General features: G+C 58.8%; 15 protein-coding genes and 1 tRNA gene. 7 read left to right on the top strand and 9 right to left on the bottom strand.

Translation table 11 applies throughout. From position 1 onward, the window contains the following. Positions 1–2: 2 nt before the first annotated feature. The 4 genes from ACP15F_RS08110 to ACP15F_RS08095 all read left to right on the top strand — a co-directional run bounded on the left by ACP15F_RS08110 (position 3) and on the right by ACP15F_RS08095 (position 2,722). The gene (locus tag ACP15F_RS08110; protein ID WP_424940303.1) at positions 3–1,034 is read left to right on the top strand and encodes a glycoside hydrolase family 3 N-terminal domain-containing protein; all 1,032 of its coding nucleotides are present in this window, start codon (positions 3–5) and stop codon (positions 1,032–1,034) included. Then, complete coding sequence (locus ACP15F_RS08105; protein WP_424940302.1) at positions 1,021–1,815, top strand: segregation and condensation protein A; 795 nt, start codon at positions 1,021–1,023, stop codon at positions 1,813–1,815. The genes ACP15F_RS08110 and ACP15F_RS08105 overlap by 14 nt, the downstream gene beginning before the upstream one ends. Positions 1,816–1,903: 88 nt before the next feature. Continuing rightward, positions 1,904–2,506 carry an SMC-Scp complex subunit ScpB gene (gene scpB, locus ACP15F_RS08100; protein ID WP_424940960.1) on the top strand — a complete coding sequence of 201 codons (603 nt, stop codon included), beginning with the start codon at positions 1,904–1,906 and terminating at the stop codon, positions 2,504–2,506. A 6-nt stretch (positions 2,507–2,512) separates the two neighbouring features. Further along, a complete protein-coding gene (locus tag ACP15F_RS08095; RefSeq protein WP_424940301.1) occupies positions 2,513–2,722 on the top strand; it encodes a hypothetical protein in 210 nt (69 codons plus the stop codon). A 40-nt stretch (positions 2,723–2,762) separates the two neighbouring features. Here the strand turns inward: ACP15F_RS08095 and ACP15F_RS08090 are convergent, their stop codons facing one another. The 8 genes from ACP15F_RS08090 to ACP15F_RS08055 form a co-directional block, all read right to left on the bottom strand. Beyond that, entirely contained in the window at positions 2,763–3,836 is a 1,074-nt protein-coding gene (locus tag ACP15F_RS08090) for a 2'-deoxycytidine 5'-triphosphate deaminase (protein WP_424940300.1), read from the bottom strand. An 85-nt stretch (positions 3,837–3,921) separates the two neighbouring features. Further along, a tRNA-Pro gene (locus ACP15F_RS08085) sits at positions 3,922–3,998 on the bottom strand. 100 nt (positions 3,999–4,098) lie between these two features. Further along, positions 4,099–5,175: a MerR family transcriptional regulator gene (locus ACP15F_RS08080; protein ID WP_424940299.1), complete on the bottom strand. Its 1,077-nt coding sequence runs from the start codon at positions 5,173–5,175 to the stop codon at positions 4,099–4,101. A gap of 61 nt (positions 5,176–5,236) precedes the next feature. Beyond that, a complete protein-coding gene (gene ihfA / locus ACP15F_RS08075) occupies positions 5,237–5,539 on the bottom strand; it encodes an integration host factor subunit alpha (protein WP_424940298.1) in 303 nt (100 codons plus the stop codon). Between the two features lie 193 nt (positions 5,540–5,732). Beyond that, entirely contained in the window at positions 5,733–6,707 is a 975-nt protein-coding gene (locus ACP15F_RS08070; protein WP_424940297.1) for a beta-ketoacyl-ACP synthase III, read from the bottom strand. After that, the gene (gene plsX, locus ACP15F_RS08065) at positions 6,704–7,792 is read right to left on the bottom strand and encodes a phosphate acyltransferase PlsX (RefSeq protein ID WP_424940296.1); all 1,089 of its coding nucleotides are present in this window, start codon (positions 7,790–7,792) and stop codon (positions 6,704–6,706) included. The genes ACP15F_RS08070 and plsX overlap by 4 nt, the downstream gene beginning before the upstream one ends. Before the next feature lie 56 nt (positions 7,793–7,848). Then, positions 7,849–8,058: a 50S ribosomal protein L32 gene (gene rpmF / locus ACP15F_RS08060; RefSeq protein WP_108856658.1), complete on the bottom strand. Its 210-nt coding sequence runs from the start codon at positions 8,056–8,058 to the stop codon at positions 7,849–7,851. Positions 8,059–8,303: 245 nt separating this feature from the next. Next, positions 8,304–8,900, bottom strand: coding sequence for a YceD family protein (locus tag ACP15F_RS08055; protein ID WP_424940295.1), 597 nt, complete (start codon positions 8,898–8,900; stop codon positions 8,304–8,306). 144 nt (positions 8,901–9,044) lie between these two features. Here ACP15F_RS08055 and ACP15F_RS08050 point away from each other — a divergent pair, with 144 nt between their 5' ends. From ACP15F_RS08050 to ACP15F_RS08040, 3 genes are all read left to right on the top strand, one after another. After that, entirely contained in the window at positions 9,045–9,518 is a 474-nt protein-coding gene (locus ACP15F_RS08050; protein ID WP_424940294.1) for an outer membrane protein assembly factor BamE, read from the top strand. Between the two features lie 173 nt (positions 9,519–9,691). Then, positions 9,692–10,432 (top strand): GNAT family N-acetyltransferase, encoded by a 741-nt coding sequence (locus ACP15F_RS08045; protein WP_424940293.1) that lies wholly within the window; start codon positions 9,692–9,694, stop codon positions 10,430–10,432. 31 nt (positions 10,433–10,463) lie between these two features. Next, a complete protein-coding gene (locus ACP15F_RS08040) occupies positions 10,464–12,284 on the top strand; it encodes an ABC-F family ATP-binding cassette domain-containing protein (protein ID WP_424940292.1) in 1,821 nt (606 codons plus the stop codon). Positions 12,285–12,354: 70 nt separating this feature from the next. On the opposite strand, the gene ACP15F_RS08035 is transcribed toward ACP15F_RS08040, so the two are convergent. After that, positions 12,355–13,893, bottom strand: a complete 1,539-nt coding sequence (locus ACP15F_RS08035) for a trimethylamine methyltransferase family protein (protein WP_424940291.1) — start codon at positions 13,891–13,893, stop codon at positions 12,355–12,357. Positions 13,894–14,127 lie beyond the last annotated feature (234 nt).

Genomic DNA, 14,127 nt, shown 5'->3' with positions numbered 1-14,127 from the left:
TTATGTCCCGCATTGGCGCATATATCTTTGGCTGCGAAGGCACATCGATTTCGCGCGCCGAAAGGGATTTTTTCGAACGCGCCCAACCTTGGGGCTTCATCCTTTTTGCCCGGAATGTGGACACGCCAGATCAGTTGCGCGCCCTGACCAGCGAGCTGCGCGGCGCTGTGGGGCGGGACGCGCCGATCTTCATTGATCAGGAAGGTGGTCGCGTTGCGCGAATGGGTGCTCCGTATTGGCGTGAATGGCTGCCTGCATTGGATCAGGTCAAGCTGAACCCCAAGGCGTCGGTGCGCAGTCTTTACATCCGTTATCGCCTGATCGCGGACGAGCTTCTGTCGGTCGGCATTGATGGCAACTGCGCCCCCTTGGCCGATATTGCGACGGCAGACACCCATCCCATCTTGCTCAATCGCTGCTATGGCGAGGATGTGGTCAAAGTCGCCGAACGTGCGGCCAGCGTGGCGCAAGGTTTGCTGGATGGCGGCGTGCTGCCTGTGGTCAAACACATTCCAGGCCATGGCCGGTCCTCTCTGGACACGCATCTGGAACTTCCACGGGTCAAAACCAAAGCGAAAGAGCTTGGCTGGACCGACTTCATGGCGTTTGAACCCTTGGCGGGTCTTCCCTTGGGCATGTCCGCCCATATCGTGTTTGAAGACATCGACCCAGACCACCCCGCGACCCAAAGCCCGGATATGATTGCCCTGATCCGTCAGAAGATCGGTTTTGGCGGGCTTCTGATGACGGATGATATCTCGATGCAGGCGCTGTCTGGCGCTTTGTCCGTGCGATCCCGCGCTGCCTTGCGCGCCGGATGTGACATCATTTTGCATTGCAATGGCGTGCTTGAGCAGATGGAAGTGGTCGCAGATGCCTGCGGAGATCTGTCTGGCGACGCACTTTCGCGCGCCGAAGCCGCGCTTTCGTGGCGCAAACCACCCGTTCCCATTGACATTGACGCCTTGGACGCGGAATTTCAAAGCCTGATGACTGGTGAGACAGTAGTACAGGCGGGTGATGAGCGAGACTGAAGAGTTTCAAGAAGATGCAATGTCAGTGTCCGAGCGGTTGGCCGCCGAGGCGCTGATCGTTGACGTCGAGGGGTTTGAAGGCCCGCTCGATCTTCTTCTGACGCTGTCGCGTACGCAAAAGGTGGATTTGCGCAAGATCTCGGTGTTGGAACTGTCGGTGCAGTATCTGGCCTTCGTGGAACAAGCGCGACATCTGCGGATCGAACTGGCCGCCGATTATCTGGTGATGGCCGCTTGGCTTGCATTCCTGAAATCGCGCCTGCTTTTACCGCCGGATCCTTCGGAAGAAGGGCCGACCGGGGAAGAGCTGGCCGCCCACCTTGCCTTCCAGTTGGAGCGGCTTCAGGGCATGCGTGATTCCGCTGCCAAGCTGATGGCGCGCGACCAGCTTGGGCGCGACTTCTTCGCCCGTGGTGTGCCTGAAGATGTGACCCGCATACGCCGTGTGACCTACACCGCGACGCTTTTGGACCTGATGCAGGGCTATGCCCGGATCCGCACCAAGGATGAATTCCGCCCCTTCGTCATGGATCGCGACGCGGTAATGACGATGGAGCAGGCACTGGACCGGATGCGCGGGCTAATCAACTATGCCGGTGACTGGACCGAGCTGACCTCGTATCTGCCCGAAGGGTGGGAAGTCGAACCCGCCAAACGCCGCTCGGCCATGGCTGCAAATTTCGCTGCCACATTGGAAATGGCCAAACGAGGCGAGCTTGAACTTAGACAGGGCGACACGTTTTCGCCCATTCAAATCCGCAGGAAATCAAATGACGGATGATGTGATCAGTGACACGCCCAGTGAGGGGCCTAGTGACGGACAAGACGCGAAAGACGCGCGCGAGGAAAGCCTGTTCGAGGCCCCTCCGATGGGCGAACAGGAACGGATGGTCGAAGCCATCCTTTTTGCTTCGGCCGAAGCCGTCAGCGTGAAAGAATTGGAAGACCGCATGCCCCATGGGTGCGACGCAGCCGAGGCCTTGGTCCATCTGCGCAAGCGCTATGAAGGTCGGGGTGTCTCGGTCGTAAAGGTGGGCGATGCTTGGGCCATCCGCACTGCGCCGGACCTAGGGTATCTGATGCAAAAGGAAACGGTCGAGCAACGCAAGCTCAGCCGCGCCGCGATCGAGACTTTGGCAATTATCGCCTATCATCAACCGGTTACGCGGGCCGAGATCGAAGAGATCCGGGGCGTGTCCGTCAGCCGTGGCACCATTGATCAGTTGATCGAAATGGAGTGGATCCGCTTCGGCCGCCGCCGCATGACACCGGGCCGCCCCGTGACTTTCGTGGTCACGCCGGGCTTCCTGGACCAATTCGGACTGGAAAGTGCGCGTGACTTGCCGGGGCTGAAGGAGCTGCGTTCGGCAGGCCTGCTGGAAAGCCGCCCACCACCCGGTGCCATGCCCGGACCAGACTCTGATGATGAGGATGAAAGCCCGGAAGGTCAGTCGGAACTGTTCGAGGATTGATTTGCCATGAACGTCAATCAAATCATCAACATGATCGTCCGCATCGTCACGCGCCGCCTGATGAACAAAGGCGTCAACGCTGGCATCGATTTGGCGGCTCGCCGAGGTAAAGCCAAAGAAGAGATGACTCCCGAGGAACGCGAAGAGGCCCGCAAAGCCCGCAAGCTTGCTAATCGCGGGCGGAAAACGATGAGGATCGGACGGCGATTGTTTTAACTGCCGTGCGGTCGGTTCCGATAGGTTGTGGTCCTTGCCGTTACTTGAAGTGCTTCGACAGCTTCAGGCCTTGCCCCTGATAGTTCGACTTGATGTCGACACCATAGAGTGCCTCGGGGATCTCGCTCATCTTTTCATAAACCAAACGCCCCACGACCTGTCCGTGCTCTAAGACGAAGGGGGCCTCGTGGCAGCGCACCTCAAGGACACCACGCGATCCGGTTCCGCCCGCCGCATCATAGCCGAATCCGGGGTCAAAGAAGCCCGCGTAATGCACGCGAAACTCGCCGACCATGGCCAGATAGGGCGCCATTTCGGCGGCGCAATCGGGCGGGATGGCGATGGCTTCGCGGCTGACGAGGATATAGAACGCGCCGGGGTCAAGGATGATCCGGCCTTCGGTCGTGCGGACCTCTTCCCAGTATTCCGCAGGGTCGTAATGAGCCAGCTTTGACAGGTCCACGACGCCAGTGTGGCGCTTGGCACGATAGCCGACCAGATCACCGTCGCGGGGCTTCAGATCAACCGAAAACCCCAACCCGTCCGAGATGACGGGGTCGCCCGATACAATCGCGCTGCGTTCATGCACGGCGCGCAGGTCGTCGTCGGATAGAATCGTTTTGCCCTGCCGGAAGATGATTTGGTTCAGCAGCTGACCGGGCTGGGCCACGACCGAGAAGCTTTGCGGGCAAAGCTCGGCATAAAGCGGGCCGTCATAGCCTTCGGGCACGCGATCAAATTCGATCCCCTGATCGGTGATCACGCGGGTCATCAGATCGACCCGCCCGATCGAGCTTTTGGCACTGGCGGCGGCGGTCATGCCTTCGGGCAGGTTCAGCCGCTCCATCAGAGGAATCACATAGACGCATCCCTTTTCCAGCACCGCGCCGCCTGTTAGCGACAGCTCGTGCATGGTTAGATCGGCCAGACGCTCGGTGACAGTGGCTTCTTTGCCCGGAAGAAAGGACGCGCGTACGCGATAGGCTTTCTCGCCCAGTCGCAGGTCAAGCGAGGCCGGCTGTATCTGTTCGTTCAAAATGGGCGAGGACGCGGAAATACCACCTTCGGTGATCATCTGCCGGATCTGATGATCTGCCAACACTCCGGATTTCATGGCGTTCCTCCTTCGCCGCAGGCCGCAAAGGGGCCTGATCCATACAAAAACACCCACCCGAAAGCCGGGCGGGCGTTTTTTGAATTGGTCGGGCTAGCAGGACTCGAACCTGCGACCTTCCGTCCCCCAGACGGACGCGCTACCAGGCTGCGCCATAGCCCGACTGAGGCCCTTACATAGTGATTTTCACGGGCAGGGCAAGCGGGAAACGTCCGGAAATTGCGCATTCTTTCCAATGAAATTTCCCAAACTCCAAGTGGGGTCATTCTGCCTGACCATTGTCGGATGGGGCAGGGGCCATGCGGATCGCCAGATCTGACAGGCGCGCGGTCAAGCTGCTCAGCTTGTCGTCAGGCAGCACCCCACCCGAGCTACGGAAAGCCCTGAGTTTCGCACTGATCGATACGCTTTGCGATGTGGCGAAAGCGTCGTCAGCAACGTCATCCGAAATATGCGAAATATCAATTGGAAGCGGAGAAGGGGGAGGAGCGATTGGAGATGGGTCAGGTTCTATCGCCGGGACTGGTTCGACTGGTTCGGCAGGGGCGGCAACCTCGGGTTCGGACGTGTCAGGCGCCTCTTGCGTGGCGCTCTCCTGTGATTCTACGTCGCCGCTGGCCGGAGCATTAATCTCGTCGATCTCCTCAACGCTGCCCGCCTCGGCGACATCAGCCTCAAGTTCGGTCGGCTCGTGATCGTGCTCAAGCGTTTCAGGTTCCGGCGTTGTCTCTGCCGCGAACAGATCGCGTTCTGCTGGCTCGTCGTCAATCACCTCGGTGGAAGGCTTGTCTGTCAGGGCCTCTACAAGGTTGTCGTCGGAATCATCCGCTGCGTCGGTCAGCGTAGGAGGGCTGTCGTGTTCGGCAGCCTCTGGCTCTGGTTCTGGCTCAGACACCGGAGTGTCGTCCAGGATGTCCTGATGATCGGTTTGCGCCTTGACCGTGTCCGGACTGACTGTGTCAGTCACTTCGGGTGCGTGCTCTTCCGAAGCCTCGGTGGAGGTTCGAGAGGTCGCCAATGGCACCACATTCGACCCATCCGAATCCCGCATTTCTGAGCTTTCAAGCGGAGGGGACATGGCTGCCACGTGCTTGACGCCTTGTTCGCGCAACAGTTTCTGCACGCCACGAATGGTCATGCCGTCTTCATGCAAAAGCTTCCGGATACCGCCCAAAAGCTCCATATCCGCAGGGCGATAGTACCGACGCCCCCCAGCGCGCTTGACAGGTTTGACTTGCGTGAACCGGCTTTCCCAGAAGCGCAACACGTGGGTGGGCACACCCAGCCAATCGGCCACCTCGCTGATGGTGCGAAAGGCGTCAGGAGACTTCTTGTCCATGTCGTTGTCTGCTCTCTAATCCGTGGCTTCTGGGTGCAAAAGGGGCCTTAATCCGGCCCGATTAGCGTTTGTTTCCAGCCGCGACCCGGTCTTTCATCAGATGCGACGGGCGGAAGGTCAGGACGCGCCGTGGCAGGATCGGCACTTCTTCCCCGGTCTTGGGATTGCGACCAACGCGGGCCGCCTTGTCGCGGATCGAAAATGTTCCAAATGACGAGATTTTGACGCTTTGGCCAGACACCAGCGCGTCTGAAATGTGGTTCAAGACGTTTTCAACCAGTTGCGCGCTTTCGTTGCGCGAAAGGCCGACCTCACGAAACACGGACTCGCTAAGGTCCATGCGGGTCAAAGTCTTTTCATTCATATTGTCCCCCTGAATGGCTTTTTTCTGCCCTTTTTATCGATGCATGTGCACCGGGCATGATTAGATACTGGCATGGAGCATGGAATTTTTGAAATTCCGAGTCAATATCAATGGCTTGCGAAAGCAGAAGCTCGCCAGTGCAAATTGGGGTGGAGATGGTGTTTCTTGAGAAGGTTAGCTCTGGCCTCGGGGATCACCAGCGAAGAACCACTGCCCCCCAGGCCAAACCGCCGCCGATGGCTTCGGCGACCAGAAGATCGCCATCTTTGATTTTGCCTTCGCTGCGCGCCACGGACATCGCCAGAGGGATCGACGCAGCCGAGGTGTTGCCGTGATCTTGAACGGTGACCACAACGCGGTCCATCGGGACGCCTAGCTTTTTAGCGGTGCCTTGGATGATGCGGATATTGGCCTGATGGGGCACGATCCAGTTTACGTCGTCGTCGGTCAGCCCAACTTTAGACAAGGCTGTCTCGGCGGTTTGGGCCAGTTTGCCTACCGCCTGACGGAACAGTGGATTGCCCTGCATGCGCAGGTGGCCCGACGTCTGCGTGGTCGAGACGCCGCCATCCACATAGAGCATTTCGCGCAGGCGTCCGTCCGAATTCAGGTCCGCTGAAAGAATGCCGCGATCCGAATTGCTACCGTCGCCGTCTTGTGCCTCAAGCACCAAGGCGCCCGCACCGTCGCCAAACAAAACGCAGGTGGCGCGGTCATTCATGTCCAAAATACGCGAGAACGTCTCGGCCCCGATGACCAAAACGCGCTTGGCCTGCCCGGATAGGATCAGGGCGTTGGCGTTCGTCAGAGCAAAGACAAAGCCTGCGCAGACGGCTTGAACGTCAAACGCAAAGCCACGCGTCATACCCAATTCGTTCTGCACCATCGTGGCGACCGACGGGAATGTCAGGTCCGGAGTCGAGGTCGCCAGAACGATGGCGTCGATGTCATCAGGTTCCAGTCCGGCATCGGCAAGCGCCGCGCGCGCCGCGTTCGCGCCCATTTTCGAAGTGGTTTCGTCTTCTGCGGCGAAGTGGCGACGCTCGATCCCTGACCGGGTGCGAATCCATTCGTCAGATGTGTCGACGATGTCTTCGAAATACGAGTTTGGAACCACGCGTTCGGGCAAATAGTGCCCGACGCCTTTGACCACGGCGCGAAGTGTCATTCTGGCTGCTCACCTTCCGGTTTTTGATTTTTTTGATCTTGGCTTTGCGTGCCTGCGGATGCAACCCGGGCTGCAAGCTTCTGATTAAAGCCGCTTTCGGCCAGTCGGAAGGCCAGTTTCACGGCTGCCGACATCCCCGTCGCATCTGCCGAGCCATGGCTTTTCACCACGGTGCCGTTCAGGCCAAGGAACACGCCGCCATTGTTGCGGCGCGGATCCACACGTTTGCTGAGACGACGCAGCGAAGTCAGCGCCAAAAGGGCCGAGATCTTCGACAGAATTGTCGCGTTGAACGCATCCCGAAGCAGGCCCGAGACAAGGCTCGCTGTACCTTCGGCGGTTTTCAGCGCCACGTTTCCTGTAAATCCGTCGGTGACAACGACATCTACGCGGTCAGATGGAATATCACCGCCTTCGACAAAGCCGACATAGTCGATATTGGCATGCTCTGCGGCGTCACCAATCAACTCATGTGCGCTTTTTAGCTCGGGTCGGCCTTTGTGTTCTTCGGTTCCGACATTCAGAAGGCCGACGCGCGGGCGTGCCAGACCAAGCCCGTTGCGCGCGTAAGACGCACCCATCAGAGCATACTGCAGAAGGTCGGTGTCATCGGCGCGAATATCAGCACCCACATCCAGCATCACGTTGAAACCAGCTGGGTTGCGCGAAGGCCAGAGGCAGGCGATGGCAGGGCGGTTCACGCCGGGCAATTTGCGCAGGCGGACCATCGACAGAAGCATCAAGGCGCCGGTGTTGCCACAGCTGACGGCCACGTCGGCCTCTCCATTGCGGACGGCATCAATGGTCGACCACATCGAGGTGTTCTGACCATTGCGCATCACATAGCTGGGCTTGTCATCCATGGTCACAACCTCGTCGGCGTGACGGATGTCGCAAACGTCGGCCAGACCTTTTGTCCGGACAACCAGCTTTTCAAGATCGGGTTTGTTTCCGTGCAGAATGAACCCAATATTTGGGTTCTTGTCTGCAGACAGCGCAAGACCGGCAACGACAGCTGCCGGTCCTAGATCTCCGCCCATGGCGTCGACCGATACGATTGTGCGTTTGGGGGCGTTCATTGTCATTCTTTATCCCATGCTCGGGGATTTTCTGACATGCCCACCCGCGCGGGGCAAGTGCCTTACGCTGCGTCCTCGTCGTCCAGGTCGATTTCGTCGGCCATGGCAACAACTTCGCGATCGTCATAGTGACCGCAGGACGGGCAAACGTGGTGGGGGCGCTTCAGCTCGCCGCAGTTCGAACATTCGTTCGGGTTCGCAGCAACCAGAGCGTCATGTGCGCGGCGGTTGTTGCGGCGCGACTTGGATACTTTGTTCTGTTGGACGGCCATGGTCTCAACCTTCGATTTTGGGGGCGCATGGCCCGGTGATTTCTTAAGGCTTCAGGGAAGCCGGTTATTCTCGTGTGTGAGTCTCGGCGCCTCATACGCTGTTTGCGGGGCGCTGTCCAACCCATCTTGTGGAAGAAGCCGGGAAAATACTGGGATTCTTTTTTCTTGCAAGTGCCGATTGGTCTGAATTTGCCGAAATCTTCAGTTTTACGGGTGAGTTTCAGCGTGATGGGCGGTCGGGCGGCTTATTCGGCGTCGTCACTCGAGTCGGATTTACCTGCCAGTTGGTCACGCAGAGCAGACAGGCCAGCGAAAGGTCTGGCGTCTTCATCGCTCATCGGAGCAACGCCGGGAGCGGCGAAGTTGGTTTGATCCAATTCAGCGCCTTCCGCTCGCGGAAACATAGGCAGAGCCAGAGCGAGAGATTCGATCATCACTTCGCCCAGATCAATTTCGGCTCCAAGCTGTTCGAGCGTTTCATCGTCCGGCATCTCGATCTCGTCGCCGGCCTCAAGCTCGGGCAGATCGCGGACCCAGCGTCGGCTTACGGGGTCCTCGATCCGGGTCGTGACAGGATCCAAGGTGACAACGCAGTCCTGAACAACGGTGGCACCCAGTTGTGCTTTCAACTGCCAATCCGTCTTGCCGCGCGCATTTAGAGTGCCCTTGAATCGCAGCTTGCGCAGGGCAGGTATCCCCAGTTCAGCAGCAATCGCTTTGCATTCGGCATCCGTTGGGATCAGCTCGAATGGAGTTGCCGAACCTGTCGACAGATCGGCCACACGCAGGATGTGCTGATACTTGGTCGTATGCTGACCCGTGCCGGGCGTATCGGTGCTCATGTCGGTGTCTCCTGACGTTGGGGCGAACCGGATATGGTAGGAATCCTGACCACGGGGATACAAGATCAGTATCGTTTCTTGAACCGTGGCCGTTCCTGCGATAAGCCGATACCCAGAAGCAAGGGCAGAACGCAAGGGGAGCATATGTCTTATCTGACAGATAGGGTGAAACGCGCAGGCAAGGCCATCGCCGTTGTGACGCTTGCCATCGCCTTGACGGCCTGTGCCGCGACCTACCGCAATCACGGTTATATGCCGTTGAAAGAAGACGTGGATCTTCTGGTGGTTGGCAAAGATACCCGCGAAACCGTGGCCGAGGCAATCGGCAAGCCGGGGACCGCTGGTCTATTGTCCGACAGCGGGTATTACTATGTTCGTTCGCAGTTCGAGCATTATTTGTACAACGCCCCGAAAGAGATCGACCGCGAAGTTCTGGCGATCAGCTTTGACAGCAAGGGACGTGTCGAGAACATCGAACGTTTCGGGTTGCAAGACGGGCGCGTTGTTGTGCTTGAGCGTCGCGTGACCGCAAGCAACATCAAGGGCGTCAGCTTCCTGCGGCAGCTCTTCGGATCGTTCGGTCGCATCGATCTGGCGGAACAACTGGGCCGCAACTAAGCCCCTCATAATCCCTGTGAAATGGCGTCGGTCTTCCGGCGCCTTTTCTATTGTAAGCGCAGGGCGCGCAGCTTTCGCTTTCGTGACGTCACTTGTCTGTCATATCTTGTCTGCACAAAGGCGCATGCGCATATGATGACAAAGGCGCTTTGCGCTAAGGGCAGGGGCACCACATGCCGATACGGAACATACCCCGTTATCACGCACGGTTTGGCGAAACCCGTGCCGATATCCTTTCCGCACAGGTGTTGCGCCACAGGTGTTTTCGTGGTGGTGAAGGGCTAGACGCAGACTCCTTTGACGATATTTGCCGCCATGTTCTCATCGAAGACGCCATAACCGGCAAGCTAGTCGCCAGTTTCCGCCTGCTGCCCTTTCCAGACGGCAAATCCATCAGCGACAGCTATTCCGCGCAGTTCTACGAGCTTTCTGCCTTGTACGACTATAACAGCCCGATGATCGAGATGGGCCGCTTCTGTATTGATCCCGAAGCTCAAGGCGGGGCGGATATTCTACGCGTGGCATGGGGCGCGATGACGCGCTATGTGGATCAGGAAAAGATCGGCCTACTATTCGGCTGTTCGTCGTTTCATGGGACGGACGAGGCGCGCTATCTGGATACGTTTGCCTTGCTTCGGGACCGCCACATTGCACCCAAACGCTGGCGCCCGCGTGTCAAAGCACCCAACGTGTTTCGTTTTGCGCAACGCCTGCGCCGCGCGCCTGATACCAAGCGTGCCATGCTGGGCTTGCCGCCGCTTCTGCGCACCTATCTGATGATGGGGGGGTGGGTGTCGGATCATGCCGTTGTGGATCACGATCTGGATACGCTTCATGTCTTTACCGGGGTCGAGATCGCCTCGGTCCCGCCAGCGCGTGCGCGATTGCTGCGCGCTGTGGCCACGCCTGCTTGACCAGACCGGCGCAAGCCCGTAACCCGGCCCTATGGCACGTATACCCCTATTGCAGATGAACGATATCGCGCTGACTTTTGGCGGCGATCCCATATTTGATGGTCTGGACCTTGTGGTGCAGCCCAGCGACCGCGTGGCGCTGGTTGGGCGCAATGGGTCGGGCAAGTCGACGCTCATGAAAATCATGGCGGGCATGGTCGAACCCGACACCGGCACCCGCGTTCTGTCTCCGGGTGTGACAGTCGGATACATGGACCAGCACCCGGATCTGTCTGCCTTTGAAACACTGGGCGAATTCGCGGCCTCGGGTCTTGAGCCGGGGCACGACTATCTGGTTGAACGTGTCGCCGAAGGGCTGAAAATGAAGCTCGATACGCCGGTGGCTACGGCTTCGGGCGGGGAACGACGTCGCGCGGCACTTGCCAAACTTCTGGCCGAAGCGCCTGAACTGATGCTTTTGGACGAGCCCACCAACCACTTGGATATTCAAGCCATCGAGTGGCTGGAGAACGAGCTGAAACAAACCCGCGCGGGCTTTGTTCTGATCAGCCACGACCGTGCCTTCCTGCGCGCGCTCACCCGCGCCACGCTTTGGGTCGACCGGGGGCAGGTGCGCCGTCAGGAAAAAGGCTTCGAACACTTCGAAGCTTGGCGCGATAAGGTTTGGGATGAAGAAGATACGAACCGTCACAAACTGAACCGCAAAATCAAATCCGAGGCCCGCTGGGCCGTCGAAGGCATCTCGGCCCGACGCAAACGCAACCAAGGGCGATTGCGTGCACTACATGCATTGAAAGATGAACGCGCATCTCAGATTAAGCGGCAGGGCGCCGCCGAGATGGCACTTGAGGCCGGGCCGAAATCCGGTCGCAAGGTGATCGAGGCCAAAGGAATTTCAAAGACTTACGGCGATAAAGTCATCCTGAAAGCCTTCGATTTGCGCGTCATGCGTGGCGAAACCATCGCTTTTGTCGGTCCCAATGGTGCGGGCAAAACCACGCTTCTGAAAATGCTTACCGGGCAGGAAGAGCCGGATACGGGCAGCGTGTCACATGGCACGGGCATCGAGATGGCGGTGTTCGATCAAAACCGCTCGACGCTCGACGAAAACGCCAGCCTGTGGGAGAACCTGACCTCGGACCCGGAAATGCGCATTTCCGGCAAATCCGATCAAGTGATGGTGCGCGGTAACCCGAAACATGTGGTGGGTTATCTGAAAGAATTCCTGTTCTCGGACGAACAGGCGCGCGCGCCGGTACGGTCCCTATCCGGTGGCGAAAAAGCGCGGCTGATCCTTGCACGCATCATGGCGCGGCAGTCGAACCTTCTGGTGCTCGACGAACCGACCAACGATCTGGATGTGGAAACACTGGACCTGCTGCAAGAACTGATCTCGGGCTTCGACGGCACCGTTCTGGTTGTCAGCCACGACCGTGATTTCCTGGATCGCGTGGCCGAACGCACGATCGCCATGGAAGGCAACGGGATCGCTACGGCCTATGCAGGCGGCTGGTCGGACTATCGTGCGCAACGTCAGGAAGAAGACGCTCCGGCTGCGAAAAAAACCGAGAAACCCAAGACCGCCCCTAAAGACAAGCCCAAAGAAAAGCAGAGTGCACCGGGCCTTAGCTTCACCGAAAAACACCGGCTCGAAGCGCTTCCCAGCGAAATGGACCGCCTGACGGCTGAGATCGCAAAGCTGGAAGAGTTCCTGATGGACCCGGATTTGTTTTCGAAAGAACCCGTGAAGTTCAAGAAAGCCTCTGAGGGGCTAGCTGATCGGCAACAAAAGCTCGCCGCTGCCGAAGAAGAATGGCTAGAGCTGGAAGAAAAAGCCGAAGCATCCAGCTAACTTTATTTTCTTACTGTAAATATCCTGCGGGGGTCCGGGGGTGCAAAACCCCCGGTCCTGAGTTTTCGACCTATCTCGGCAGGTGAATGTTGAACCGCGTGCGAATGGCTTGGTCCACCACCGGATCCAAATGCGCACGCGACGTTTCGGCCAGAATGACCTCTTTCCGCGCCTTGGCCGCCTGCACCAGATCAGGCTTTCCAACCTCGGCCCATTCCTTGGGCGACGTGCGGTCGCCAAGGGTTGGATAGGCATATTCCGTCTGCATCAGGTTCAGCGTCTGATCCTCGCCCAGATAATGACCCGGACCGCCCAGACAGACCGACCGCATCATGTCCAGACTGACCGCATCCTCGGTCACCTCGATCCCGCGCACACAGCGCAAGGCTTGTCCGATAATATCGTTCCCAAGGATCAGGCTTTCATGGCAGAAGCCCAGAAGGGACGCATGCATGCCTGCAGCCTCGTACACCATGTTCAAACCAGACAGGCCCGCCATCACGTTCGAGCACATCTGCTCCCACCCGGCTTGCATATCGGGCAGTTTCGAATCCGAGAACCCCGCCGCAGCGCCGCCTGGAAGCCCATAGAACTGGTGCATCTGAGAGCAGCCAGCGGTAAGCAAAGCCTGCTCGCCCGATCCGCCCGACATAGCGCCAGACCGCAGATCGACCACGAAGGGCCAGGTGCCAAAGATCGCCGGATGGCCCGGTTTGATCGCGTTCACATAGACCACGCCCGCCAGACACTCTGCCACGGCTTGAACGATGGTGCCTGCCAACGTGGGCGGGGCGGTGGCGGTGGCCATGCCCGCCGACAACAGCAGAACTGGCATGCCCGCGGCAATGACCTTCTCCATCACCTGGCAGCTTTCGGTGGCGAACTTCATCGGCGGCACGACAAAACAGTTCGAGTTCGACACGAAAGGACGTGCGCGCCACTTGTCTTCGCCCCCCGCCATCATGTGCAGAAGCTCGATCCCGTCATCGACGAAATCCGGCTCGGTGAAAGACACACCGATGTGTTTCTTGGTCCCTGTCACACTGGCATAGATCGAGTTCAGGTCCATCTCGCGGTTGTCGGGGATGTCGCGGCACACCATAGGGCGCTGCAGAAAGTGGATGTTGTCCAGCTGGTCCACGATCCGGGCCGCGTCATGCAGGTCTTGCACGGTGCTGTCGCGGTATTCGCGCCCGTCCACGTCGACCATATGCACGGCTGCGCCAGCAGTGCCGTAATGGACGCGCGTGCCTGCGAGGTTCAGGTCATGCTGCGGATCGCGTGCGCACAGGGTGAGGTCCTTGGCGGCCTTCGCTAGCATGTCCTCGACCAAGGCGCGGGGGAAGCGTAGACGTCCGTCATCGCCCAGAATGGCCCCGGCTTTTGTCATGATCTCGACGCCAGACGGCGGGGCGTCGGCCAGACCGATCTGTTCCAATGCGTCCAAGGCGGCTTGGTGAATGCGCTCCATGCCTTCCGGGGTGAGGGGCTTGTATGCGCCGCCTTCAAGTCCTGCGCGTACGGGGCGCGAATCTTTGGCCAAAGGGGCTGCGCGAAGGGCTTGGCGGGCCTGACGGCCACCTGCGCGGCGCGAAGTTCTTGTTGTCATATGGGGATGTCCTTGCTGCTGTTCTGTCAATTTCTGGGTAATGACATCAGCAGGGGCGGCCGCGCGCTGCGCGACCACGTTCTGCGCCAATGGTGCGCACAACAATCGAGATGATCCAGTCAAGTCGGTCCATCGGGTCCTCCGTGTGGTCAACTATTGGAGACGTGGCCGAAGGATTCTGTTCCGTTTGCGTCATTCTCTATGACGCTTTCTGTGTCCAATTAGGCGGGCCAA

This window comes from Aliiroseovarius sp. S253, from assembly GCF_049800855.1.
In the GTDB taxonomy this organism is placed as follows: Bacteria; Pseudomonadota; Alphaproteobacteria; order Rhodobacterales; family Rhodobacteraceae; genus Aliiroseovarius.
The sequence above is the reverse complement of the archived record's forward strand: the minus strand, read 5'-3'. Positions and strand labels throughout refer to the sequence as shown.